Below are 25,557 nucleotides of genomic sequence, written 5' to 3' on the forward strand. Positions count from 1 at the left end.
TTTAAAAAACAGTCAATAGCTGGACTTTTATAAAAAATATGGTATAATTAAAGCTGTAATTTAATTTCGAGGAGAGTCTTATGGCTTCATTTAAAATAACTTTTCCTGACGGAACTCAAAAAGAATTTGTTAATCCGGTATCGGCACGTGAGCTGGTACAATATTTTCCTGCTTGCCCTGCTCCTATAGTAGGCATAAAGGTAAACAATTTGGTAGTACCCTTAAACAAAACCATCGACGTACAATCCAATATAGAACCGGTAACATTAGCCGACCGTGAAGGCTCTAATTTTTACCGAAGGACTCTCTGTCTGATTTTAGCTGCTGCAGCAAAGGAGCTCTACCCTGATTTAAGGCTCTTAATGGGACACAGCTTGGATTACGGCTATTATTACACCCTTGAAGGAAAAAATTCAGGTAAGGTGGACTTTAAGGCTATAAAAGCAAAAATGGATGAAATGGTAGCGCAAGACATGCCTATCGATACCCGTTGGCTTTCCTACGAAGAAGCCTTGGAAAAATTCGAACACTCAAATCAGCCTGAGACCCATAGACTTTTAAACTACACGAGTAAACCCCGAATTTTAATAAACCGTTTAGGCAGCTATGAAGACCTATATTTTCAGCCCCTCATGGATAGAATAGGTGAAGTCAAAGTCTTTGATGTAATGCCCTATGAAGACGGCTTTTTACTCCGTTTTCCAAGGACATCATCTCCTACAAAGCTTTCGGAATTTAAAGACATCCCCCATCTTTTTGAAATTTATAAAGAATATAAACAATGGGGAAAACTGGTCGGTGTTTCTTCTGTCGGACAGTTAAACGACTTAATTACCTCAAGAAAAATAAAAGACTATGTAGAAATTACCGAGATACTTCAAAACAATAAACTTGCCGAAATCGCAAAAAAAATAACGGCTAAAAAAACCGCAAGGGTAATCCTCATAGCAGGCCCTTCAAGTTCCGGAAAGACAACCTCGGCTAAAAAACTTTCAATGCAGCTTAAAGTTCTTGGGTACATACCTAAGGTTATAAGCCTTGACGATTTTTACCTCGGCATAGCCAAAACACCGAAAAAAGAAGACGGAAGACCCGACTTTGAATGTGTTGAGGCTCTGGACATTGAGCTTTTAAACGATGTCCTTCTCCGGCTATTTAAAGGTGAAACGGTTGAAATGCCTTCCTACGATTTTAAGGTCAGCGGCCGCCGCCCTGAAGGCAAGATGTTCACTCCGGAAAAAAACACAATCTTTATACTTGAAGGAATCCATGCTCTAAACGATAAGCTTACGGCAAAAATAGACGAGTCATTAAAATTTAAGGTCTACCTTTCGGCTCTAACCCAGCTTAATTTGGATGACCATAACCGTATTCCTACATCGGATAACAGACTTATAAGACGTATAGTCCGAGATGCCCAGTTTAGAGGAAGCCCTGCTTCAAGAACAATTGGAATGTGGGGCGATGTAAGAAGCGGAGAATCAAAATATATTTTCCCCTTCCAAGGAAATGCCGATGCGGTCTTTAACACAGCCCTGGACTATGAGCTTTCAGTCTTAAAGGTTTATGCAGAACCTCTTTTAAAAGCGGTAAAACCGAACCAAAAGGAATACAACGAAGCATCGAGACTGTTAACCTTTTTAGGAAACTTTTTACCTCTTCCGGCCAGTTTTGTACACGGACAATCCATATTGCGCGAATTTATCGGAGACAGCGATTTCTCGTACAGCTAAACTCAGCTAAATTCGCCTCGTAGACTAAAAAAGATATTTATGCTATAATGCCCGAACATATGAGTAAGAAATTTGTTTTTTCAGCAAAAGAAGTTGTCGTTTACCCGGGTCAGGGTGTCGGTACTATCACGGATATTACCAAAAAAGAGATAGCCGGAGAAGTTATCGACTATTACGTTATTTATCTGGCCGATTCGGATATGACGGTCTTAGTTCCTATTACCGGAATTGATAACCTCGGAATAAGGCGTATAGTAACAAAGGCAGAAGCTGAGGCCGCTCTCAAATTCCTATCCGAAGATTTTGAGCCTATCCCGATAGATTGGAAGGCCCGCTATCAAATGAATATGGATTTATTTAAAAGCGGAAAAATCTTGGACACAGCCTCGGTTGTACGTTCCCTCTACCAGCGCAGCAAAACAAAAGAGCTTCCCATTCAGGAAAGAAAGCTCTACGACTCAGCCTATAGAATTTTTCAAGATGAAATAGCAGCAGCATTAAAAATGACAAAAACCGAAGTAGAGGCAGCTATACACTTACACCTTGAACCGCTCGGCGGCCCAATCGAAAAATTCAAGGATGAATATGATGACGACGACGATTTAATCGCAAATGATGATGAAAGACTTGACGATGACGATATGGATGAAGATGACATAGAAGATTCGGACTATGATGACGATTAAACGTTTAGGATTTGCAGCAGTCATCACGGCTGCCGGACAATCCAAAAGAATGAAACTTGGAATTAAAAAAGAATATTTAAGTCTGCCGGATCACGGTAATGGAGTAACGGTAATCTCAGAGTGTCTTTTAAAGTTTTTACAAACCAAATTATTTAATGTATTGGTAATTACCGTACCTGAAAAAGATATTTCTACCATAAATAATTTAATTTTTAACGATAAAAGAATTGAAGAAGAATTGGCAGGCAAACAAACAAAAATAATCCTCACTTCCGGAGCCGATACAAGACAGGCTTCAGTCTTCAACGCACTTATAAAACTGGAAGAGATTAAAGAAAAATATCAAGAAGATTTTAAATATGTTTTAATCCATGACGGCGCCCGCCCGTGGGTCAGCCCAGAACTTATAAAAAATGTTTGTTCTTCAGTAAAAAAACATGAAGCGGTAATTCCAGGTTATCAAGCCGTTGATACGCAAAAAATCGCCGACAAATCCGGTAAAATAACCCAACACCTTAAAAGAAGCTCCGTATACTCGGTACAAACCCCTCAAGGCTTTAACTTTGAAAAAGTTCTGGAAGCTCATAAAAATGCCGCCGGTAACGAAAAAGAGTATACGGATGACAGCGAGATTTACGGAGAATTTGCCGGAGACGTTTTTATCTGTACCGGAGAAGTATCCAACAAAAAAATAACCTTTAAGGAAGATATAAAATGAGGACAGGCCTCGGCTACGATCTACACCGCTTAGTTAGAGGAAAAAAGCTTATGATGGGAGGCGTTCATATTCCTTTTAAAAAAGGTGAAAAAGCCCACTCGGATGGAGATGTCCTCCTTCATGCTATTACAGATGCCCTCCTTGGAGCCTGCGGAATGGGAGACATAGGAGAGTTTTTTCCGCCAAGCGATAAAAAATGGAAGGACGCAAATTCGTCAGAGCTCTTATCAACAGTATGGGAAAGAATAAGCAAAGCAGGATGGAAAATCCAAAACATTGACTGCGTAATAATAATCGAAGAACCAAAAATTCTCCCCTTCAGAGAAGAAATAAGAAAATCAATAGCAAGTATTTTAAAAATAGAAAAAGAGCAAATTTTTATAAAGGCAAAAACCGGCGAGGGTATAGGAATAATAGGAAAAGGCAAGGCCGTTGCCGCCCTTGCCTCATGCCTTATATTTTGTCGGCATACTCAAGAATAAGATCTACTTCCCCAAGGGATAAGTTTAAAGCTTTTGCAATCTCGTTGTTTTTCCAGCCTTGGCGGGACAGTTTTAGTACGTTTTCTTGCACATTTAACGACGGACTTCCGCTTTCGTTCCTTTCGGGTTTTTCGCTCTTAAAGAGATCTGCCATCAGCTTTAGCTGAGCTTCCGATTCGCTCGAAATTTCTTTTAATCTGGTTTCAGTAGCAGCAAGCCAGCTTCTGGCCTGCTTTAGGTTATCCATCTTGGAATTCAAATCGTCCAATGTAGAATCGACGCTTTCAATCTTTTCGCAAACAGCTTCTGCCCTGCCCTGATTTGATAAAAGGGTTTCAAGCGTTACCTTTATCTTTTCCATCTCAGGAGGGATTACACTTACCTCAGTCTTAAATTGTTTAATATCCGACTCAAGAGTTTTTAAATTTTCAAAAGCGGAATCAATGCTTTCAAGAGTTTGATTTAATACGGCTTCTTTTTTCTCAAGCCTTTCATAGCGGGTGTTTACATCACCGATACCTTCTTCCAATCTTCTAATTTGGACTTGGTATTGCTGTAAGTCATCATTTACGGCAGTAAGCTCGATGATTTTTTTGTCCATCGAATCGGAAAGAGTATTAAGCTTTATAAACTCGCCTTCAAGAAGCTCAATGTTTTTGCGCTCATTCATAAAGCGGCTGACCTTTTGTTTAGCTTCCTCTTCCAAATGTGTAACCTTATCATATTGAAGAGTGAGGTCATCCATTGCATTTTTATAAACTTCAAATTTAGTAACCTCACTTTTAAGAGAAGCAATATCTTTTTCCAAACCTTCTTTTAATTCATCAGCCCTTTCAAAGACCTTGGTTTGTGTAATAAAGTCATTTTGTTTTTTATCTATTTCTTCTATAAGCGAATTTAGGCGGTCTGCATCGGCTTGAATCTTTTCGCGAACCTTTTCTTGGGTTTCATCAAGGCGGTTACGGACTTCAAGAATCATATCATTGATGCCCTGTACGGACAACTCTGCCTCAGAAGCGGCCTCCTTAATTTTTTTATTGATTACCTCATTGAGTTTTTCTGCCTCAATATTAAATCGGTTTGTAACTTCGGAAGCGTGTTCATCAATAGCCTTGTTTGCAGATGCAACCTTAGTATCAACGGAATTAAGCTTAGCCTGAATACCGTTAAAGGCATCTCCGCTCTTTGCAATAAAATCCTTATACTGAGCATTGTACTTGGCATCAAGATTTTTAATTGCATTTTCCGTTAAGCCGGCAAAGTTTGTAATCTTCTCGTCAAAGAAGGAGCGGGCATCCGTGAACTGCTGATCCGTGCGGTTCTTCCAAGTTTCAAAATCCTTTTTAATTGTTTCAAACTTGGCTTCCGATTCTTCCCTGATAGAAAGGAGTTTTTCTTGCAGGCCCTTTGAAGTGTTTTCAAGCTCTGCATTTTGATTGGATATAGCCTCTCGAACCTGCTCCTTATATGAAGCAAGCTCAGTTTCAAGCTGCTGAGAAGCCTTTGCTTTTATCTGATCTACATCTGCACGGAAAGATTCTATGTATTGCTCGACAGTGCCGTCCATTGCAGAAACCCGTGAATTTAAACCGGCTTCAACATCTTTAACCTTTTCATCAAGTTTGGCAAAAAGAGCCTTATATTCTTCGGCTGCCTGACCGAGCCTTACACGCAGCTCTGCCTTATATTTTTCTTCCAAATCCTTCCTTGCCGATTCGTTTTCAGAAGCAAGAAGAGTCATGTTGGCAGAAACATCATCTTTCCACTGGTCGAAGCTGAGATTAATAGCTTCGCTCCTCTTTGCAAGGTCTGCAAAGAAGTCGTCCTCAAACATTTTTAGTTTTTCCGAAACATTTGTATAGGCCTTAGCTTTTAGATCATCGATACCTGCATCTATGGCCTTCATGCGTTCACGGATTTTTTCCGAATTATTCGTAAACTCGTTAAAAAAGTTTTGCTGACTTTGTTTGGCCGCATTTACGTAAGAAGAGAAGTCGGCTATCATCTGATTTTTAATAAGGTCTTGAGATTTTTCGATTTCTTCTTTTAAGCTGTCAACATTTTCAATAGCCTTTTCAAATTTGGTAAATCTTTCTTCAGTCTGAATCTTAAACTCATTTAACTTTTTATCCGTAAATTTAGAAAGAGAGTTTACGTTATCTTGGAAGTTAGAAGCAAGGGAGTTAAACTGAGACCTCATTGTAGCTTCCGTTTGACTTAAATCGGAAGAAAGAGCATCCGAGCGTACTGAAACGGCATCCTCAGCTTCCTTCAATCTTTCGGATATGGAATTTATTCGTAAAGAAATATTTTCTTCGGTCCGGGAAAAATCCGACTGCATTTGAGCAAGGTAGTCTTTTGCCTGAGTTTCCCACTCCGTTTTAAATTCGGAAGCCATCTGCCTTGTCCGGCTTAAATTGTCATCCATTTGGGTTTCAATCTCTGCAGCGGTCTCTTCAAATTCTTTGCTGTAGCTTTGAACCCTTTCTGCCGTTTCTTCCTTTAACTTAGCAAAGGCAGCTTCCTGAAGGGCACCCGCCTTGTCTGCAGCAGAATTATAGGCCTCTTTATATAAGTCTTGAAGTTTAATTGATGTTACTTCCAAGAGTTCGCCCGTATCTCTTTGGGCTGAAGCAAGGCGGTTTTCAACATCGTTGATTACAAGGCCCATTTCATCCAATATTTTGCTTTTATATTCGCTTAATTTTGCATCGGCTTCGGCCGCAAAATTTTGTTTTAATTCAGGAATACTTTCGGTGAGATTATTCAGCTGAGCCCTTGCAGCGTTAATCGATTTTGCAAGAGAATCGACAAAATCCGCTTCCCTTGTAATTTCCATTAAATTTTTTTCTGCCAAGGCTGTCATATCCATAAGTTTTTGAATGGTTTGCCCGGATTCGGTAATATATCTGTCAATATCCTGAATGGCGGCGGAGCGCTCTTCTACTGTTTGACTTTGCACTAAAAAATCGGCTCGAAGTTCATCAAGCCGCTTTACCGTAGCAATAGCCTTACTTTGCTGCACCCCCAATTCCGTGGAAAGATCGCTTAAAGTAGAATTTTTTTCGTTTACAAAAGCTTCAAGGTCTTCTTTTATTTTATCCCCGTATCTTTTTGCTTTTTCGATGGATCGGTTATTTTTATCGCTTTGTCTAAAAGCAATAATAATACCCACACAAATTACCAGTGTTATAAGATTGAATAAAATATAAATCATTAAAAATTCCCACCCTTTTTTACGCTTATAATATCAGATTATATCATAAATTTCAATAATTGGCGATAGTTTGAAAAATAAATATCCGGTTTTTCATTATCTTTTTGAACAAAAACTTTTTTAAGTAAGATAAATAACCTGCTCTTTATGCAGGCAGTATGCATTCCTGCTGCCTTGGCCCCTGCAACATCGTATCTGAGGTTATTTCCGACATAGAGAATTTTATCACAAGGCAGATCAAGGGCTTCCGCCAACCGTTTAAATGGGAGAGGAGAAGGTTTTAATGCCCCTATGGTCTCTGTCCCGAAAACGGCATCGCAAAGGGGTAAAATTCCCCATACATCATTTTTTTGTTCCGGTAAAAAGTCCGAAAGAAGGGCTATTTTTAGCCCGCATCTTTTAAATTCCTCTATAGATTCCCTTGCAAAAAAGTAAGGTTTTATCCTTGCAAAACGCTTTTTCCAACCCTCATAAATTTCAGTCTCCAAAAAGTTTTTAACATCTTCCTTATTTTTTCCTGCGTACTTTGCCAAAATTTCGGCTTGAAAATCAAAAAAGTTGCTTAAAACTTTATCGGGATTCTTTTCCTGCCAAAGCCTTATATCTTTTCGGGTCTTGTTAAAAGCAGACATAAAATTAAAGTGCTTTAAAAGAAATGGAATTATACGTAAATTAAAGCGCCATGAAGGATAAAGCGTACCGTCAATGTCAAATGCTATAGCAGAAATACCGTACTTCATATGATTTTATACTATAAATGTAAGGCTTTGTCTACCTCTTGGAAGTTTACAAAAAATTTGATAGATTAAAAAAATGAACATAAACTTAGAACAAATACAAACTTTTGTTAAAGAAAACTTTACCCTGCCCTCTTTTATATCCATATTGTCTTTCTTGGGGATAATTTTAATAACATACATCTTTTTTAAAATTATAATTAAATCGCTTAAAAAATTTACGGAGAACAAGGTAAGCCCTGCAATTCAAAACCTGATAACAAAAATTCTACAATACACCTGTCTGGCCGTTATCTTGATGACGATATTTAAAAAGCTAGGTATAAACATAAATGCCTTTGTAGGAGCCGCAGGTATTGCCGGTGTTGCCATAGGTTTTGCAGCCCAAACCTCGGTGTCTAATATAATTTCAGGCTTCTTTGTCCTTGCCGAAAAAGCCTTTAAGGTAGGCGACCGTATCCAGCTTGGAGACATAACGGGAAATGTAGAATCGATTGACTTTATGGCTATCAGGGTAAAAACCCTTGACGGAAACATAGTGCGTATTCCGAATGAGGTAGTCATAAAAGGAAACCTGATAAACTACTCAAGCCTCCCGATAAGGAGAATTGAAACAAAGATAAGCGTTGCATATGGAAGCGATATGGAAAAAGTGGAATCCGTTTTAATGGAAATCCCAAACCGAGTGCCTCAAATTCTAAAAAGCCCGGAACCCTTTGTTTTCTGGTCGGCTTATGCAGATTCCGGTATTGAAGTTGCTTTTTATGCTTGGGGAAAAAATGAAGATTTTCTTGTTATAAAAAATTCTATTTTTAAACTTATAGCTGAACTCTTCGAAGAAGCCGAAATAAATATTCCCTTCCCTCAGATGGACGTTTATATCAATCCGGAAAGAACAAAGAAACAGCCCTATTGATTTCTACTCCAAGGGAGCGAAGTATCCTATTTCATCTCGTCCGGATCTTTCCAAAAGCTGAACCTCTACTTCTACGGGTAAAAATGATCTTCCGAAGTCGGTGGACATAGTAGAAGTGTATTTCAGCTGGTACATTCCCAAGGGCTTTTCGATAATATCGTCAATAAGAGGTTTTAAGCCCCTTTCTGCATAGATGTATGAGGTTTTGCCGCCCGTCTTTTTTGCAAGATAGCTCATTTCGGAAGCAGGAGCTCCCTTTTTTAAACTAATCGGATAAAAACGTATATTGTTATTTTTCATGTATGAAGCAAGGTCGTTTAAATTATACTGCTTAAAATTATCCGAATTAGGATCGCTGAAATTCAAAAAAAGAACGGCTCTTTTTTGTTCGGCATTTATCAGATCCCCTACGGCAAGCCTCAAGGCTAGATCGAATTTCCAGTCGGGCGAGGCCGGAGCCTTTATGCGGTTAGGCAGGGTTATCAAATCGGCAGGCCAAAATTTTCCCTCAAGAGCGGGAATAGATGATGCGGAAATAAGACTTATCTTTCCCCTGCCCTGCATTGCTTCCGCAATTTCCTTTAAGGCAGCCTCTATTAAAGCCTTTTCCTTTAAGGAATTGGGAGACCTTTCAACAATGACGGCTATGTCGCAAGTTTTATTAAGATAGGAAGAACCGGTCAAAGAATAATCGGCAACAGGCCTGTTTCCCTCAGTGATTATAAAGTTATCCTGAGTCAAACCTACAATCTGTTTGCCGTCGCGGTTTTGTACGCTTACTTCAACCAAGACTTCGGGGAATTTATCTGAATAAACTTTTTTTATCAATACAAAAAGGCCGCCGGCCAATTCATTTATTCTTGAAGTTATTTCTACCGTTTGATTTTTATGGTCGATTAAAAGAAGACTTCCGTTTACATCGGGAACCGCAGCCGTAATCTTTGTAGGGGCATTTCCCAAACTCGTCAACTCGCTTACAGTAGAAAAAGCAATATCGATAAGGTAGGCCTTATTACCGGCAGAGGCAACCAAATTGCCGTTCCATTCCCTAAGGGATTCTATTTGCTTTAAGGAGCCTTCAGGTAAGAGGGATTGAACAAAGTTACCCGCCGTATCGAAGGTATAAACGGCTCCCTTTATTGCATCGGCAACATAGACAAGTCCGTCAACTACAGCTATCCCCGAAGGAGCCGTAAAGCCCCCGAAAAGACCGCTTTTTTTTCCAAAGGTAAAAAGAGGCTCTCCGGCAGAAGAAAAAACAACGATTCTTGCATTCCCAAAATCGCAAACATAGATATTGCCGTACTCGTCTTCAGCTAAAAACTGAGGTCCTATGAACTCTCCGTTTCCGCGGCCCCTCGTTCCGAATGATTTTATAAAAGAACCGTTTTTATCGAGGAGAGAAAGTCTGTCGGCGGCAAATTCCGAAACCAAGAGATTTCCGTCCGATAGGGCTATAACATCGAAGGGCCTGTCAAAGCCTTGAATAGGCCCCTTTGTTCTGTCCAAGATAATACCGTTTACATTAAAGTGCAAAAGCTCGTTTGAGCCGTAAGCCGTCATCCAAAATGAACCGTCGGAAACAGCTGCTATCGAAAGAGGCTGGCGGAAAAGCTCTACAGTGCCGTTCTTTGAGCTAAAAGAAGAGTTTTCCACATACTTTATATTATCTGAAGAATAGGGAGTAAGGCTCCTCGATTCTTTTAGAATTTCTATCTTGTTTTTTAAAAGCATTCCGCCGTAACCTGCTGCCTCGGCCAACTCCCACTGAGTCAGAGCTGCACCTTCAACACCGGAGCTGTAATAGGCCTTTCCAAGCCAATCTAAAATTAAGGACTCATCAGGCAGATAAGAAAGAGCTTTTTCGAATAAAAGGATGGCCTCGTTAAAGGTTCCTCGATAATAGGCTTGAACACCCCGCCTAAATTCTTCGGAAGCAACCCTCTTATCCGACGAGGACGGCTTATCGGTAAAATTCTTATCTTGTGAAAAAACAGGAAGAGTAAATAAGACTAAGCTTATAAAAACAATTATACGACATTTTCTACCGGACTTCATCTTAAGCCTCCCGTGCATCAGAACTTATCATTTCAAAGTGTTTGAGTATAATCTTATTATCGGGTAATTTTTCTTTAGCTCGAGTAATATAGGATTTAGCTTCCGAAGGGAGGTTCATCTTATGATAGATTAAAGCCATCGAATCCAAATAAGCCGGATTTTCGGGCTGTTTTTCTACGGCTTTTTTGCAGAGGAGCAATGAGCGTGTCAAATCTCTATCCGTTTCGGCCAAGATATAGGCCAGACCGTTTAGGGCCGTGCTGTTTTCGGGAGCGGTTTTTAAGGCTTTTTCGTAATAGTCGATGGCCTTTTCGGTTTCCTGATGCTCATAATAAACATAAGCCAATGAAGAAAAAACCTGTACCGACTCATAACCGGCTTCAATAAGTTTTGAAAGCTCAAACTCTGCAAGTCTGGTTCGGCCCGTATTTGCATAGATAAAGGCTAAAATCAATCTGCATTGATAAACCTTTGCAATATCCTTGCTCGCAGTTACTACCTGCTCAAGATATTCAAGAGCCTGCTCATACTCCGACAAGCGGGAATATATTAGTCCTATATAATAGTTTATTTCGATTTTCATAAGAACATCTTCAGTACTTACGCTTAAAAAGAAAACTAAAGCTTCTTGATAGTCTTTTTTGTTATATAGGTTTATACCCTCTTTTAATTCGGAATGCATGAACCCCTCCCTTTTTCAAATTATACAGAAAAAAAACTTTTTACACAATAGCAGAGAAAGACACTTAAAAATTCACTACTCTTAAAGCCCTTATTAAAATGTTCTTGCAGAACCTGTAGGCTTAGCCCTGTATACCAAAGGTTTAAATCCGAAAATTCTTTCGTAATCTCCGACTTTTTCTATATAAGCTTTTGCATCTTCATCTCTAAGAATAGTATAAGTACAACCGCCGAAGCCTTTCCCTGTCATTCGTGAACACACAAGGTTGGTTACCGAAGGCTCCATAAATTCAAGGGAGCGCTTTACCAGCCAATCCAATTCGGGACAGGAAATTTCAAAGCGGTCTCTAAGCCCTTCATGCGAGCGGTTTAAAATCCGCGAAAGCATTATATTATCTTTACGCTTTAGGGCGTCCACAGCTTCATCAACACTTAAAGATTCTCTGATAATATAGGTAACCCTCCGCCTCACCGATTCGGGGATATCGATTTCTTCAAGCATTTTTTCGGTCAAATGCATCATATTTTTAGGCATATCCGGCTGTTTTTTTACCAACTCATAGGCTTCAACACATTCATCCAATCTGGCCGTCAACTCTTCTCGGGCAATTATGCGCGGTACACGGGAATCCGTCAATATAATGGAATGTCCTTCGATTGGGAAAGGATAAATATCCGCAGTTTTTTTTCGATGGTCGGTACGCACACAGTGATTGGATTTTGCAAAGAGAGCGCATAGAATATCCGCCCTATGTGCATAAGTATTTAAATGTTGAACGTTCGCATGTTCAAGAATATCTACCAAATCGCTTTTGGTAAGTTTTGGGGCAAACATCTTCCTCAATATGAGGGCTGTTGCCGTTTTAAGAGCGTTGGGAGTTCCCAAGCCCGCATCCGCAGGTATTTCCGACAAAATCGTAAAATTTAAGCCTGAAACATGATGACCAAAGTCGTTAAACGCCGAAATAACGGCTTTAACAGCATTAGCCCATCGGTCTTCCCTCTTATACCTGAGACCGGAATAAGATATTTTTTTCCGCTCATTAAGCGAAATTGAAAACAGCCTAAAGTTATTATCACTGCGCCTAGATGCACAAGCATACAAATAGTGATTAATGCTCATGGAAAGAGTATTTCCTTGTGCAAACCATGTATGTTCACCTAGAAGATGAAAGCGCCCCGGAGCGGCAGCACATACTTCAGGTTCATCTCCATATTCGTCAATATGAAATGTAACTATTTTTTGCATAAATATATAATACTCGTTATATTGAAATTTTTCAATAAAAATGATTAAATAGATGTGTAAATATGCGATTTTTTTTGTCTTTTTTGAGTATTTTTATGTCCTCAGCCCTATTTTCTCTCGGAATTCCAAATGAATTCCTAAATTTCGGCTCGGCTATTGCAGGTTTTTCAGGATTAGTTTTAGTATACTATGCACTTCTTAACTGCGGCTCACATAAAAGAGCGGCATTTTTGTACGGTTTTTTTGTTTCTTTTGTTCATTTGATGTCAAGTTTTTGGCTTGCATTTTTTGAAGATTTTGCAATATTTACGCTTGGAGCCAGCACTCTTGCATATTTTTTTATGGCTATGCCATTCGGCTTTTTGATGTATCACGGTCTTCAAAAAAACAAAAATTTACGCCCGTTTTTCTTTGCCTCGGTTTGGATGCTTTGGGAAATTTCCAAATCTACAGGCTTTTTGGCCTATCCTTGGGGAACAGCCCCGATGATCTGCTTTAATTTAAAGCCGTTTATTCAATTTGTAGATATAACGGGAGTTTGGGGGCTTTCTTTTATTGTACCCCTTATTGCAGCCTGCTTAGGCGAAGCCTTGCAAAGGTATGCGTACTCGGCAAATTCAAAGGCTTTTTTTAAAAGTTTAACCGAAATTAAAAGCCCCCTGATTTTTACAGCCTTTTTGGTTTTAATCATAAACATTTACGGAATAACAATTCTGTCGGTGGAGATGAAGCCTGCAACTTTTTTAAATACCGTAATTGTCCAGCAAAACACCGACCCATGGGATAACTTCCAATTTGAAGAAAACATAAAAACTTCCCAACTTTTAAGCCGTAAAGCAATCTTCTCCGCAAACAAAAAGCCGGATCTTATAGTTTGGAGCGAATCTTCAATGCCGATTCCTTACAAGGACAACGAGGATGTTTACGGATTTATTCCTTACGATTACCCATTTAGCCGGTTTTTAGCCGATACGGATACCCCCATCATAATCGGTTCCCCTTATGTAAATGAAGATAAGCAATATAATTCTGCTTATCTTTTATCTCCAAAGGGAGAAATTTTAGATATTTATTCAAAAATCCAACTCGTACCCTTTGCCGAGTACATTCCCTTTATAGACAATCCCCTCGTTGTCCGTTTTTTTGATAAGCTGGTCGGCTTTTCTTCAGGCTGGAATCCGGGAACCGAATATAAGGTATTTAATATCAAAAATTCGGAAGGAAAGACGGTCAACTTTACGGTTCCCATATGCTTTGAAGATGCCTTTCCTGCAGTCTGCCTTAATTTACACAATGCGGGAAGTGAGTTGCTTATAAACATAACAAATGACTCTTGGTCTAAAACAAAAAGTGCCGAGTATCAGCATTTTGTAGTAGCCCATTTTAGAGCCATAGAGCTTAGAACAACCTTGGTGCGTTCCACCAACTCAGGCTACTCTGTAGTTGTAGACCCAAAAGGAAGAGTTATCGCAAGCCTGCCCCTCTTTGAGGCAGAATCCCTTTATACGGAAGTCCCTGTTTATGAGCACAAAAAAACATTTTATGCCTTATATAAGGATTGGTTCCCTCTTATGATGTTTTTAATATTGATTTTTAATATCTTTTTGGAAAAAAAGAGGTTTAAATTAAGTCCTATGATAAATAAAGAGGGCTAAAACAGCACAGTTTTAAGTATGCCGCCTTAGCCCAAAAAGGAGGTAAAATTATTTAAGAATGTGTGTTATCTTTTAATCTTTGGGGTAACCAAATTGTGACCTTCTCTTATAAAGTCAAACCAAATTTCGCCCTTTGCGTTTAAAAGCTCATCATAAAAGCTCAAAACATCTTTTACATCTTTTCCGTTGACCTTTACTATAAGATCGCCGGGCTGTAAGCTCATAACGGCAGCAGGGCTTTTAGCCTGTAAACTTGTTACCAAAACACCGGTTTGACCTTTTTTAAGCTCCAGTTGTTTTATAATTTCTTCAGTTAAAGGAGACGGAACAAAACCGGGCCAAAGTTTGGAAGAATCGGCTACGTTTTTTTCATCTCTTTCTTCGATTTTTACGGTTGCGGAGATTTCTTTCCCTTTTCGTAAAACCTTAAAAGATGCGGCTTCTCCGGGCTTTAAGTCGGCGATAATACGCAGAATATCGTCAACATTTTTAACTTTTGTCGAATTTACCTCGGTAATATAATCGCCGGGCTTTATACCGCCCTTGTCCGCAGGAGAACCTAAAAATACCTGTCCTGCAAAAGCGCCTTCAATATCCTTTAAGTTTAAGTTTTCTCTAAACTTATCGTTTATTTCAAGAAGCTGAACGCCGAGCCAACCGTATTTGATTTCACCCGAAGTAATAAAATCATCGATAGCTTTTTTAAGGTTGTTTATAGGAATCGAAAATGCAAGACCTTGAGACCCTCCGCTTGATGAAACAATCCAGTTATTTATACCTATAACCTCACCATAGATATTGACCAAGGGACCGCCCGAATTGCCTTGATTTATCGCTGCATCCGTTTGGATAAAATCGTTTATATTATTTCTGTTCGGTCCGCCTGAACGGCCTACCGCACTTACAATACCGCTTGTAACAGTAGATACATAACCCATAGGAGCACCGATTGCGTACGTAAGATCTCCTACCTGTACGGTGTTTGAGTCCCCCAACACGGCAACCCTTAAATCCTTATCATAATCGAAGGAAACAAGGGCAACGTCCTTCCTCTGATCAGAACCGATTAACTTACCTTGAACCTTATCCCCGTTATAAAGCATAACGGAAATTGTCTTGGCATTGCCCGTAACATGCTGGTTTGTCAAAACATAATAGGTCTTTCCGGTTTTTCTTACGATAACGCCGGAGCCCATACCTTCGGCTTCATATTCTCTTTCGCCCTGACCGTCTTTTTGGTCCTGAGGGCGGTTAAAGAAAAACCAAGGAAAGCCGTCTATATTGTTTTGAACCTTTCTTGTTTCTACAACATCAAGGGTAACTACCGAGGGTAAAATCATGGAAGTAAGCTCTCGATTTGCTTTTTGAAGAGATTCAAGAGCCGAAACAGACTCTTTGCTCAACTCCGTTCTTAAACCGGAATCGGCATATACTGTTGCTGCATTTTCGGGATTACTTGAACATCGAGCTGAAAGAAAAACAACCGAAACAAGCATAATCAATAAAATTCCGGCCATTGTTGAAATCGGATTTTTTAATTTACGCATATATAACCTCACTACATAATTATAATACTAAAACAAGAGCTTTTAAGTCAAGTTACATAAAAAAATTGTCGAAAATTTGTTTATTACCTTGTTTTTTTTTATATTTGTGATAAAATGGAGACATGCATAAAGAAAAACTTGATTGTGCAGTTGCTCTTTCCTATGTTTTACAATCAAAAGCACCTATAATTACGGCAAAAGGAAAGGGCCTTACAGCAAAAAAAATAAAAGAAACGGCAGAACGCAATGGAGTTAAAATCGTGGAAGACGAAACCTTGGCAAATATTCTTGTCCACCAAGAAATAGGCGCCTGTATTCCGGAATACACTTATAAAGCCGTAGCATCTATTTTTGCCTTTTTGCTGAAAAAATAATTGTAGTGATGTTAAAAAAGGAGATTTAAAATGTTAAAAAAAATTAAAACGGCTGATTTAAAGATTGGAGTGCGTTTTTCGGCTCCCGTATTTTTTGATGACGGGAAAAACATGTTTCTTTTAAGAGGTATGGCATTAAGCGAAAATGAGTTAGATACCTTAAAAAGGTGGAAAGTTCAATACGTTGTTACTGCCGGTGATCCTGTACCTGAGGGCGAAACTCTGGATGATGAAATAGCAGAACTTGATGAAATCGATGAGATTGAAGAGCTTGAAGATCCGGAGGAAATAGAGGAAGTTGAAGAAGACTATCCCATCAACGGTACCAAAATTAAAAGAGCCGAAATTGAAGAAATTTCCGCCGACTGTATTTTAAAACTTACACAAGATGCCCGATCCATGCAGCTCTACACGGAGTACTTGGCGATTATAAAAAATATTGAAAAATTATTTGAAAATTTCAAAGCAAGAAGACCGGTAGATAATATGCCGGTAACCTATCATGCAGAAGAGTTGATGGAACTGGTAAGAAAAAACCCGCCTCTTTGTGTGGGCTTTATATTGGGAACGGAACTTGAAGAAGACAGCCTAGCTCGCTCATCCGTAAATACGGCCATCTTGACCATCATTCTAAGCGAAGCTCTTGAGCTTCCCAAAAATAGAATTAATGAAATAACAATAGCCGCCCTCTTACACGATGTAGGTATGATAAAAATACCTCAAAAAATCCTCAATAAAACAGAAACCCTGACTGATATTGAAAGGCAGGCTATTGCGGCTCACACTGCCTATGGCTACAAGACAGCTATGAGTGAGCTCATGTACACTCGCGAAATTGCCTTGAGTATTATGCAGCATCATGAAAGATGGGACGGCAAGGGGTATCCTAACGGCCTTTCGGGAAAGGATATAGATATCGGTGCAAGAATCATAACAGCTGCAGATGCTTTTGTTGCAATGATAACACCTAAACCCTACAGGGATCTTATGTTGGGTTATCAAGCCATGAAAAATCTTCTGGCCGATAATGCCCGAATTTTCGATCCTGAAATAATAAAAGTTATGATAAGAAGCATAGGTATCTACCCCATAGGCTCCATCGTTTTAATGAATGACGCTTCGCTTGCACGAGTAGTAAAAAGCTCACCTGAAGCACCCATGCGGCCCTTTGTCCGGGTACTAATCGATGCAACAGGCGAAGTCTTAACCGGAGATTCCGAACCGCTCGATTTAAAGAAAAATAAAAATCTTTTTATAGTTCGGGCTATAGATCCGAGGGCTTACAGAAATAAATAATGGATTCTCTCGGCTCAAAAGGAGAACAACGAATAGCCGAATGGCTTACAAATAAAGACTACCTCATTTTAGAACGCAACTGGAGAACCCGCACCGGAGAAATAGACATAATTGCTTTAGATAAAACGGAGCAAACCTCATCCTGTGGGGTTCTGGTTTTTGTCGAAGTAAAAACCCTATTAAAAACGGAACTATCCGATTTAGATCTTATTATCAACAAAAAAAAACGAGATAGGATTATAAAAACCGCTAAACATTTTCTCGCAAACAATCGAAAATATAATAAGATGTATATAAGATTTGATGTGATTGTATTACGATCAAACCCTTTTTTGGAACAGCCGCTTGAGATATTACATTTAAAAGACGCCTTTGGAGATTGCTATGACTAGTGTGAATTTATTTCCACATAAAAAAAACACCTCTACCCATAATGCCGTATTAACGGATGAGGAAATTCATGCAATGGAATTAAAACTTGAAGACCCCGAGTACATAAATGCCGCTATTTATAGACTGGCTTCAATTATAACGGAAAGAGTGCTGAACGGCGGACTCGATTACGAAAATATGAATTGCAAAAAGAGGATAAGAGTATGAGTAAAAGAAGGTTTAAACCTATGAGAAGTCAAAGGACGGAAAAACGGGAGAATGATACCCCGCAAAAACGCCCCCTTGACGGACAAATAAAAAAAACTAAAACTTTTCACGGTCAAAACAAAGAACCGGTTTTTAAAAAAATAGAATATCCCGAATACAAATGCACAAAATGCGGAGAAGTAATACAGGACTTAAGCTCGGCTATTGCCGATAAAGAAAGCGGTCAGCCTGTACACTTTGACTGCGTTATTGAATTTTTAAAAAAAGCGGAAGAATTAAAAGAAGGCGAAGAAATCATTTACATAGGAAATGGAAACTTTGCCGTTGCCTATTTTGAAAGTCCTAAAATTCGTAAAAATTTTAAAATTATAAAACTAATTGAATGGGAAGATAAAAATAAGCTCTACCAATGGAAAAAAGATATTTCGGAGCTTACATCAAAAACATAAAAAAAGCCGGACAATGCTCCGGCCTTTTTTTTCTACACAAACCTGATATCTAAAACTATCAGAAAGTTTATCAATCGATTTAACCGATTCTATCAAACCCGCAATAGGGAACAAGTACTTCCGGTATCTTAATGGAGCCGTCAGCTTGCTGATAATTTTCCAAGACGGCTATCATAGCCCTCGACATTGCTAAAGCAGTTCCGTTTAAGGTATGAAGAAATTTGTTTTTACCGTCATCGTCCTTGTAGCGTATATTTAAGCGGCGGGCTTGATAATCGGTACAGTTTGAAGTAGAAGTAACCTCGCCCCATTCTCCTCCGTTTCTTCCGGGCATCCATGCTTCCAAGTCCCACTTTCGGTAGGCAGGAGCTCCTAAGTCGCCTGTGCAGGTATCGACAACCCTAAAGGGGATTCCCAAACCGTTGAAGATTTCTTCTTCAATTAAGCGGAGCTCTTCATGAAGGGCATCGGATTCTTCCGGCGTACAATAAACAAACATTTCGAGTTTTGAAAACTGATGAACCCGATAAAGGCCCTTTGAAAACTGTCCGGCGGCTCCCGCTTCACGCCTAAAGCAATGGGAAATACCGCAGTATTTTAACGGCAAGCTTTCTTTTTTGATAATCTCATCCGAGTGATAGCCGCCCAGAGTAATCTCGGCAGTTGCAACCAGACAAGTTCCCTCACCTTCAAGAGAATATACATTTGATTCTTCGCCTCGGGGATTAAAGCCGATACCGTATAAGATTTCTTCTTTCGCAACGTCCGGAGTGATAAAGGGCTTAAACCCATGTTTCCGCAATATGTTAAGACCGTACATCGTCAAAGCCTGCTCCAAAAATACAGCTTCGTTTTTTAAAAAATAGAATTTAACGCCTGAAACCTTTGTGCCGGCTTCAAAGTCGATAAGATCCAAATCTTGGCCCAACTGAACATGATCCTTGGGCTCAAAATCAAACTTGGGCACGGTTCCGCAGCGCTTGACTTCCAAATTGTCCGAATCTTCTTTGCCGACAGGGGCTTCGGGATGAGCCATATTCGGAATTTTACTTACGGCCTCATGCAGGGCTTTTTCGGCCTCAGCCAGGTCGGCTTCAACTTGGGCGATTTTTTCTTTTATAGCCTTTCCTTGGTCGACCAATTTTTGTCTTTCTTCGGGACTTAATTTTTGCTTCATTGACTGGGAATTATCGTTTCGATCTTTTTGCAGGTTCTGCAACGAAGTAACAAGGGCAGTGCGCTTATCATATAGTTCTACTGCCTTATCGGCATCCGCATTCATATGCCGGTTTTTTATATTTTGTTTTACGGCTTCAACATTTTCTTTAATAAATTTATAATCTAACATGGCAAAATTGTACTTTTTATTTTGAATTCTGTCAAGGACTAAAATTTAACGATACATTTAATGGACAGCTTGACAATTTTTGAGAATTATCGGATACTCAAATACAACATAAGTATTTTATAATACAATTTTAATCATTTGGAGGAATTTTATGAACAAAAAACTATTTTTTGTTTGTCTTGTTTTTGCGTTGGTTTTTACAGGTATGCTGACAGCAAAATCGACCGGTATAAATTTGGAAGTCGGAGCGGCTTATAACAACCACCAGCTGCACGATATTGGAAAAAATTATGCTTATGACGGCTTTAAACATCATGGAATAAAGTCAAAAAGCTTAGGAGGCTTCAATATAGGTATCTCCTACCCTCTTCCAAAAAACTGGGCTGTTTTTGCAAACACTACCTTTACATTTAACCATACATTTGTAAACGATATAATGCTCGGTGCAGGATATATATTTAAACCCGGAAAGGGATTTGAGCTTTTATTAGGCGGAGCCTTTGCATTCGGCGGTTCCGTTTTTAACTATCCGGAAGGAAGCCTTACAGTAACAGATAGTTACTTTAATGTAGGCGGAGGAATAAATTTTACGGCTTCTTTTATGATTACAAGAAAATTCGGAATGTATGCCGGAGCTTCAGTAATATACTATAGACCCGTATATGGAAATTGGGTAAAAAAAGATACTAATGGAAATTCCTATTCGCGCAAAGGAAAACTACCTAATTTGGCAAAATCGATAGGTGCTAAACTCGGTGTAAAAATCAAATTATAAAAACCTTTGCCCCAAGGTCTTGACATTCATTCCTGTTTTGCGTATTATGTTCACTCGCATCGGGATGTAGCCTAGGGGCTAAGGCGTCTGGTTTGGGACCAGAAGATCGGGGGTTCAAATCCCTCCATCCCGATCCTTAAAACCTTGGGATCGTAGCTCATCAGGATAGAGCAACTGCCTTCTAAGCAGTAGGTAGGGGGTTCGAGTCCCTCCGGTCCCGCTAAAAGCCGATTAAGTAGTATTGTGTATTAACAAGATAACTTAATCGGCTTTTTTAATGCCCTAATACTTAATTCCCAGTTTTTTCATTTTACTTTGAAGGGTTCCCGGTTTTAGGTTTAAAAGAGCCGCGGCACCATCTTTGCCGTAAATTTTTCCGTGTGAGGCTGAAAGGGCTTTTTGAATAATCTCGGTTTGAGCTTCATCAAAAGGTTTAACATCTTCAGGCAAAACCTTATCTTTTTCGGCATCTTTATTTACGGCAGGCTTTAGGGGCTTTTTTTTGGCAGCGTTTGAAATGTAGAATTCTCTTGTTCCCGGCACCAAGTGTTCGGCAGGGATTTCTCCGCCCTGCGAAAGAATTGCAGCCCGCTCTACAACGTTTTTAAGCTCGCGGACATTTCCATGCCAAGGCATAGACATAAGTTTTTCGATTGCAGCCATCGAAAGGCTCGTGTTTTCAAAGCCCTTCCTTTTGCGTATATCCGAAATAAAGTGTTCGGCTAAAAGAGCCGTATCGTCATCGCGTTCTCTCAAAGGCGGAAGCCTTAGCGGGAAAACATCCAGCCTGTAAAGCAGGTCTTCACGGAAGCGCCCCATCGAAACAGCCTCGGCTAAATCGACATTGGTTGCGGCTATTATGCGCACATCCACAGAAACGGGCTTTTCACCGCCGACACGCTCGAATTTTCCGTCTTGAAGAACACGCAAAAGTTTGGGCTGTAAATCAAAGGGCAAGTCCCCCACCTCGTCCAAAAAGAGGGTTCCGCCGTCGGCAAGTTCAAACCGCCCCTTCCGCAAGGCCGCAGCCCCCGAAAAGGCGCCTTTCTCATGCCCGAAGATTTCACTTTCGGCAAGGCTCTGCACAAGGGCAGAACAGTTTACGGGCACAAAAGGTTTTTCGGCCCTGTTGGAAAGTCTGTGAATGGTGCGGGCTGCCTGCTCTTTTCCCGTTCCCGTTTCTCCCGAAATTAAAACCGGCACATCAGAGGCCGCAACCAGCTTTATCGAATCTAAAACCGTAGTCCAAGCCCGGGAAGAACCGACCATATCCTTAAAAACATTTGTCGAAGCGTTGAGCAAAACATTTCTTTCGAGAAGGAGGCTTTCGGTTCTTTGAATAAGGGATTGAGAAGCATCCGTTTGGACCATAGCAACCGAAATAAGTTTTGAAATTGTAGATATAAAACGGACGATTTCGGGCGTAAAGCGGGAACACATACTGTGATCCAAGGTCATCATTCCGATAGCCTTATCCCCTATGTAAAGGGGGGCCACCAAACAAGAATGATTTTCGGGCAACTTCATTATTTCGTCATAGGTATCGACGTGGGGAATATTTTCATCAAACAAAAAAGCCTTTCTTTCATCTAAAATTCGGGCAATGTCTTTCCGGTTGTTTAAGTTAATCGTAAAATCGTCCAGCAATTTTGAAGAAAGCGGGCCTATGGCCTTTCTTACCTTTAAAACATTTTTATTTTCAAAGCCCATCACAACGGCAAGCTCATAATCGACCAGCTCTCTTAAAGCCTCAAGAATAAGCTCCAATGCCTGCTCGGCCGAGATGGGATTGGTTTTATTTAAAACAGATATAGCCTTGTTCATACAATGCGATTATACCCGCATTATAAATCTTTGTCAAAAGGAGTCAGGGGTAAGTACAGCCAGCGGAGCTTCAAGGCGTACAGCCAGCGGAGCTTCAAGGCGTACAGCCAGCGAAGCTTCGAGGCTAAACCCCTTTTTCGTACCATTGTGGTTTATATTCTTTTATTTAACCGCAAAGATATAAAGGACGCAAAGGATTTTTTTTACTAATTTACTATTTTTTTCAAATAATTCCTATAAATATAATGGGGAGGAGAAAAATAAAAAAATTAGGAGAAAAAAATGGTAAAAAGGTTTGAAGATTTAACACTACAGGATGACTTCATGTTCTGTAAAGTTATGCAAAATCCGGATTTGTGTAAAAGACTCATCGAAATGATTCTATCAGACACGATAGGTCAAATTTCTTATATTTCGGTACATCATAATATTAACGCCTACGAACAAGTTAAATCCGTAAGATTTGATGTTCTGGTACAGACAGAAAACGGTAAATTCTACGACATTGAAATGCAGGTGAGCAACGAGAAGAATATACCTAAAAGAATGAGGTTTTACCAAGCAGCTATAGACATTTCATTCTTGGATAAGGGGAATTTCTATAACAATTTAAATGACAGTTTTATAATTTTTATCTGTACTTTTGATGCTATAGGCAAAAATAGGCCAATTTATACCTTTGAAAATCTTTGTATAGAGGATAAAAATACCCCTTTACAAGACGGTTCACAAAAGGTTATACTCCTGCGATTTATCGGGAACTATTTGAAACCGGTTTATTAAAACCGGCAGCTTAAACTACATTTTAGGGAATTTAGGGTCTGCACTGTTATTGACTTTTTCACAAGATTTAAAATGAAACTGCAGCAGAGGCTTTCCTGCGCCCAAAACAATCAAACACAGACAAATTTACTCACATAAAAAATCGCAACGCTTAGCGTGCTCCGCGGTTAAATAAAAAAAACAACTCTTACAAAATTAAAGTAATTATGGTATAATACAATCAATGAGGGGGCGGCTATGAGTACTTCAAACAGAAAATACAAAGACTCCGTTTTTGTCGACCGTCAACGACTGTACATCCGTGTACAGTCGTTGACTTCGAGTTTTGAGCAAAGCTCAAAACATCGTAATGCTGGAACCACCGCCATCCGTGGCGGTTATATAGTATGAGCACTTTTGCAAATAGGCGGAGCAGATGCAAGGAGTTAGGCAAAAAAGTACCGCAGGCGTATCGGGTATACGTCGAGGACACTTTTTTGCCGTGTGACGCAGCAGATGCCCGCATATTTGCTAAAGAGAGGTAATAAATATGCTAGTAGCCGAATATGATTATGATACGGACATCGCAGTACAGAGAGCTGAAGAAAGACAAATAGCTTTTGCCGACGGCTCATACCAAACAAAACTTGAAACAGCAAAGTTGATGAAAGAGGAAAATTGTGAGATTTCCTTTATTCAGAAGATGACCGGTCTCAGCAAAGAAGAAGTCGAAAATGTTTGAAACGCCTGCTATCCTGAGGCTATTTTGAATAGCCTTTTTGCAAATAGGCGGAGCAGATTCAAAAAACCGCAAGGAACGCCAAGGGTAAATTAAAGAATATGTTATCAAAACATCATAAAAACTCCTTTGCGCTCTTAGCGCCCCCTGCGGTTAAATAAAAAAAGGTTAAATAAAAAAAATCTTAAAAAGATTGAAATATCTAAAAGATCATGTTATAATGTATCGTAATGATAGAAAAACGCTGCAAACGCACTGATAACAGCAAATACAAATATTCTCACCAAAAAAATGCGAAAAGTGAAGTAAAGCACTTGACACGCAACAGTGTGCCTGACACAATTTTTAGCAACAAGCAACAAGCAACAAGCAACAAGCAACAAGCAACAAGCAACAAGCAATAAAGCGGCATAAGCTCCCGCTCCGCACTCAAACAAATTCACAGCTAAATACAGATTTTCTCACAGTAAACCGTACGCACAAGAGCAAATCCCCATCCTTGTGCGTTTTTTACATTACACATTCAATAAAACCGCAACGCCCGCAAAGCGTTGAGCTTCGCTCAACTTCGCAAAGGAATAATCGGCATGTCCTAAGGATTGAGACCCGTCAATCCCAAAAAACATCATCCCCCGAAGCCTTGAATTCGACGGGGTTTCCAAAGGGGTGTCCCCTTTGGCAGACGGAAAAGGATGGAGGGGCTTGGGGAGGAAGGAAAACCCGTTCTGCCGGGGTGTCCTTCCTCTCCAAAACAGACGAGGGGTCTAAGGGGAACCTTCCCCTTAAAAAGGAGGCTTTTTATGAGTAAAAAGAAATCAATTTGGGAAGTGTATTTAAGACCGAATACCTTAACCAAAGACAACGACAGGGACTGCATAGCTGATGTTCATGCACATGCCGCTACGCAGAGGAACGAAGACATTGCGGAAATCATTACCAAAGAACGCTCCGAATTCCGCAAGGAAACCATTATGAACATTCTCAATATGAGAGATAAGGCTGTAAAAGACCTTATTGAACAGGGTTTAAGCTTTATGGACGGTTTGGTGCAGATAAGCCCGCGTGTATCGGGTGTATGGGAAACTGAAAATTCGCCTTACGACGAAAAAGTGCACAAACGTACGGTTGACCTTATCCCCACCGCCGACCTGAGAACCGTTCTTGAAGCAATCGGCGTAAAAGTGCTGGGTGCAAAAGAAGAAAGTGCCCGCATTACCGAGATAACCGACACGGCGACAGGCTTAAAAGACGGTACGCTAACGATAGGAGATGACATCATCATCGAAGGCGACAAGCTTAAAATAGATGAAACGGATGCGGCACAAGGCGTATTCTTTAAGGCAGCAAACGGCACCGAATATAAAGCCAACCGCCGCCTTTCGGTCAATAAACCGGGCCAAATCATCGCCCGTGTGCCCAAAGAAGTACCTGAGGGTGAGGTTTCGGTTATGGTGCGTACCAAATATTCCGGCAGTACGGCACCCTTAAAAACGGTCCGCGAAATCTTATTTAAACTGCCTTGCACCGCAAAAAAATAAGCCGGACGATACGCCGTATCTATACGATACGCCGTATCTGCAAGTCTTAGATACAGACATCTACAAGTGCAGATACGGCTATCTATGATTGATAGATACGGGCATCTATAAATAATAGATACGGCTATCTACTGTATAGGGGTAGTTATCCATTAACCATTAAAAAAGCCGGC

The 25,557-nt window shown here is 39.9% G+C and carries 21 protein-coding genes, 2 tRNA genes and 2 pseudogenes; 17 read left to right on the forward strand and 8 right to left on the reverse strand.

Annotated features, from left to right (window positions below):
• Positions 1-80: 80 nt before the first annotated feature.
• The 4 genes from HO345_RS07900 to ispF are packed head-to-tail and all read left to right on the forward strand — an operon-like array spanning position 81 to position 3,619.
• Complete coding sequence (locus HO345_RS07900) at positions 81-1,733, forward strand: nucleoside kinase (protein ID WP_253682391.1); 1,653 nt, start codon at positions 81-83, stop codon at positions 1,731-1,733.
• A gap of 59 nt (positions 1,734-1,792) precedes the next feature.
• Entirely contained in the window at positions 1,793-2,419 is a 627-nt protein-coding gene (locus tag HO345_RS07905; protein ID WP_253682392.1) for a CarD family transcriptional regulator, read from the forward strand.
• A complete protein-coding gene (locus tag HO345_RS07910; RefSeq protein ID WP_253682394.1) occupies positions 2,406-3,137 on the forward strand; it encodes an IspD/TarI family cytidylyltransferase in 732 nt (243 codons plus the stop codon). Before HO345_RS07905 ends, HO345_RS07910 begins: the two co-directional genes overlap by 14 nt.
• Complete coding sequence (gene ispF, locus HO345_RS07915; RefSeq protein WP_253682396.1) at positions 3,134-3,619, forward strand: 2-C-methyl-D-erythritol 2,4-cyclodiphosphate synthase; 486 nt, start codon at positions 3,134-3,136, stop codon at positions 3,617-3,619. The genes HO345_RS07910 and ispF overlap by 4 nt, the downstream gene beginning before the upstream one ends.
• On the opposite strand, the gene HO345_RS07920 is transcribed toward ispF, so the two are convergent.
• Together HO345_RS07920 and HO345_RS07925 are read right to left on the reverse strand one after the other, a co-directional pair.
• On the reverse strand, positions 3,591-6,836 hold the full coding sequence (locus HO345_RS07920) for a SpiroCoCo family coiled-coil protein (RefSeq protein WP_253682397.1): 3,246 nt from the start codon (positions 6,834-6,836) through the stop codon (positions 3,591-3,593). The genes ispF and HO345_RS07920 overlap by 29 nt on opposite strands.
• Positions 6,837-6,874: 38 nt before the next feature.
• Positions 6,875-7,576, reverse strand: coding sequence for an HAD family hydrolase (locus HO345_RS07925; RefSeq protein WP_253682398.1), 702 nt, complete (start codon positions 7,574-7,576; stop codon positions 6,875-6,877).
• A gap of 73 nt (positions 7,577-7,649) precedes the next feature.
• On the opposite strand from HO345_RS07925, the gene HO345_RS07930 reads away from it, so the two are divergent.
• A complete protein-coding gene (locus tag HO345_RS07930) occupies positions 7,650-8,489 on the forward strand; it encodes a mechanosensitive ion channel family protein (RefSeq protein WP_253682400.1) in 840 nt (279 codons plus the stop codon).
• A gap of 3 nt (positions 8,490-8,492) precedes the next feature.
• On the opposite strand, the gene HO345_RS07935 is transcribed toward HO345_RS07930, so the two are convergent.
• From HO345_RS07935 to HO345_RS07945, 3 genes are all read right to left on the reverse strand, one after another.
• The gene (locus HO345_RS07935) at positions 8,493-10,547 is read right to left on the reverse strand and encodes a hypothetical protein (RefSeq protein WP_253682402.1); all 2,055 of its coding nucleotides are present in this window, start codon (positions 10,545-10,547) and stop codon (positions 8,493-8,495) included.
• Position 10,548: 1 nt separating this feature from the next.
• Positions 10,549-11,229: a tetratricopeptide repeat protein gene (locus HO345_RS07940; protein ID WP_253682403.1), complete on the reverse strand. Its 681-nt coding sequence runs from the start codon at positions 11,227-11,229 to the stop codon at positions 10,549-10,551.
• Between the two features lie 93 nt (positions 11,230-11,322).
• Complete coding sequence (locus HO345_RS07945; RefSeq protein WP_253682405.1) at positions 11,323-12,477, reverse strand: galactokinase; 1,155 nt, start codon at positions 12,475-12,477, stop codon at positions 11,323-11,325.
• Between the two features lie 62 nt (positions 12,478-12,539).
• Here HO345_RS07945 and lnt point away from each other — a divergent pair, with 62 nt between their 5' ends.
• On the forward strand, positions 12,540-14,132 hold the full coding sequence (lnt, locus tag HO345_RS07950) for an apolipoprotein N-acyltransferase (protein ID WP_253682406.1): 1,593 nt from the start codon (positions 12,540-12,542) through the stop codon (positions 14,130-14,132).
• A 65-nt stretch (positions 14,133-14,197) separates the two neighbouring features.
• Here lnt and HO345_RS07955 read toward each other — a convergent pair whose 3' ends face one another.
• Positions 14,198-15,679 (reverse strand): Do family serine endopeptidase, encoded by a 1,482-nt coding sequence (locus HO345_RS07955; protein WP_253682408.1) that lies wholly within the window; start codon positions 15,677-15,679, stop codon positions 14,198-14,200.
• A 122-nt stretch (positions 15,680-15,801) separates the two neighbouring features.
• Here HO345_RS07955 and HO345_RS07960 point away from each other — a divergent pair, with 122 nt between their 5' ends.
• Genes HO345_RS07960 through HO345_RS07980 form a run of 5 tightly spaced genes read left to right on the forward strand, consistent with a single transcriptional unit; the run spans position 15,802 to position 18,398 of the window.
• Complete coding sequence (locus tag HO345_RS07960; RefSeq protein WP_010696594.1) at positions 15,802-16,053, forward strand: EscU/YscU/HrcU family type III secretion system export apparatus switch protein; 252 nt, start codon at positions 15,802-15,804, stop codon at positions 16,051-16,053.
• 30 nt (positions 16,054-16,083) lie between these two features.
• Complete coding sequence (locus HO345_RS07965) at positions 16,084-17,349, forward strand: cyclic di-GMP phosphodiesterase (protein ID WP_253682410.1); 1,266 nt, start codon at positions 16,084-16,086, stop codon at positions 17,347-17,349.
• Entirely contained in the window at positions 17,349-17,741 is a 393-nt protein-coding gene (locus tag HO345_RS07970) for a YraN family protein (RefSeq protein WP_253682412.1), read from the forward strand. The genes HO345_RS07965 and HO345_RS07970 overlap by 1 nt, the downstream gene beginning before the upstream one ends.
• Complete coding sequence (locus HO345_RS07975) at positions 17,734-17,949, forward strand: hypothetical protein (protein ID WP_010696591.1); 216 nt, start codon at positions 17,734-17,736, stop codon at positions 17,947-17,949. Before HO345_RS07970 ends, HO345_RS07975 begins: the two co-directional genes overlap by 8 nt.
• A complete protein-coding gene (locus tag HO345_RS07980; protein ID WP_253682414.1) occupies positions 17,946-18,398 on the forward strand; it encodes a hypothetical protein in 453 nt (150 codons plus the stop codon). The genes HO345_RS07975 and HO345_RS07980 overlap by 4 nt, the downstream gene beginning before the upstream one ends.
• A 79-nt stretch (positions 18,399-18,477) precedes the next feature.
• Here HO345_RS07980 and serS read toward each other — a convergent pair whose 3' ends face one another.
• Positions 18,478-19,746 (reverse strand): serine--tRNA ligase, encoded by a 1,269-nt coding sequence (gene serS, locus HO345_RS07985; protein ID WP_253682416.1) that lies wholly within the window; start codon positions 19,744-19,746, stop codon positions 18,478-18,480.
• A 151-nt stretch (positions 19,747-19,897) separates the two neighbouring features.
• Between serS and HO345_RS07990 the strand changes: the two genes are divergently transcribed.
• From HO345_RS07990 to HO345_RS08000, 3 genes are all read left to right on the forward strand, one after another.
• A complete protein-coding gene (locus HO345_RS07990) occupies positions 19,898-20,521 on the forward strand; it encodes a hypothetical protein (protein WP_253682418.1) in 624 nt (207 codons plus the stop codon).
• A 60-nt stretch (positions 20,522-20,581) separates the two neighbouring features.
• Positions 20,582-20,654, forward strand: a tRNA-Pro gene (locus tag HO345_RS07995).
• Between the two features lie 13 nt (positions 20,655-20,667).
• Positions 20,668-20,741 (forward strand) — tRNA-Arg (locus HO345_RS08000).
• 62 nt (positions 20,742-20,803) lie between these two features.
• Here the strand turns inward: HO345_RS08000 and HO345_RS08005 are convergent.
• Positions 20,804-22,345, reverse strand: a complete 1,542-nt coding sequence (locus HO345_RS08005; protein ID WP_253682419.1) for a sigma-54-dependent Fis family transcriptional regulator — start codon at positions 22,343-22,345, stop codon at positions 20,804-20,806.
• A 282-nt stretch (positions 22,346-22,627) separates the two neighbouring features.
• Between HO345_RS08005 and HO345_RS08010 the strand changes: the two are divergent.
• From HO345_RS08010 to HO345_RS08020, 3 genes and pseudogenes are all read left to right on the forward strand, one after another.
• A pseudogene (locus tag HO345_RS08010) lies at positions 22,628-23,089 on the forward strand (Rpn family recombination-promoting nuclease/putative transposase); the annotation flags it as partial.
• A gap of 553 nt (positions 23,090-23,642) precedes the next feature.
• Positions 23,643-23,849: pseudogene (locus HO345_RS08015) on the forward strand (hypothetical protein); the annotation flags it as partial.
• A 797-nt stretch (positions 23,850-24,646) separates the two neighbouring features.
• A complete protein-coding gene (locus HO345_RS08020; RefSeq protein ID WP_253682421.1) occupies positions 24,647-25,384 on the forward strand; it encodes a DUF4469 domain-containing protein in 738 nt (245 codons plus the stop codon).
• Positions 25,385-25,557: the final 173 nt, after the last annotated feature.

Origin of the sequence: Treponema denticola (assembly GCF_024181645.1) — a bacterium.
Lineage (GTDB): Bacteria > Spirochaetota > Spirochaetia > Treponematales > Treponemataceae > Treponema_B > Treponema_B denticola_A.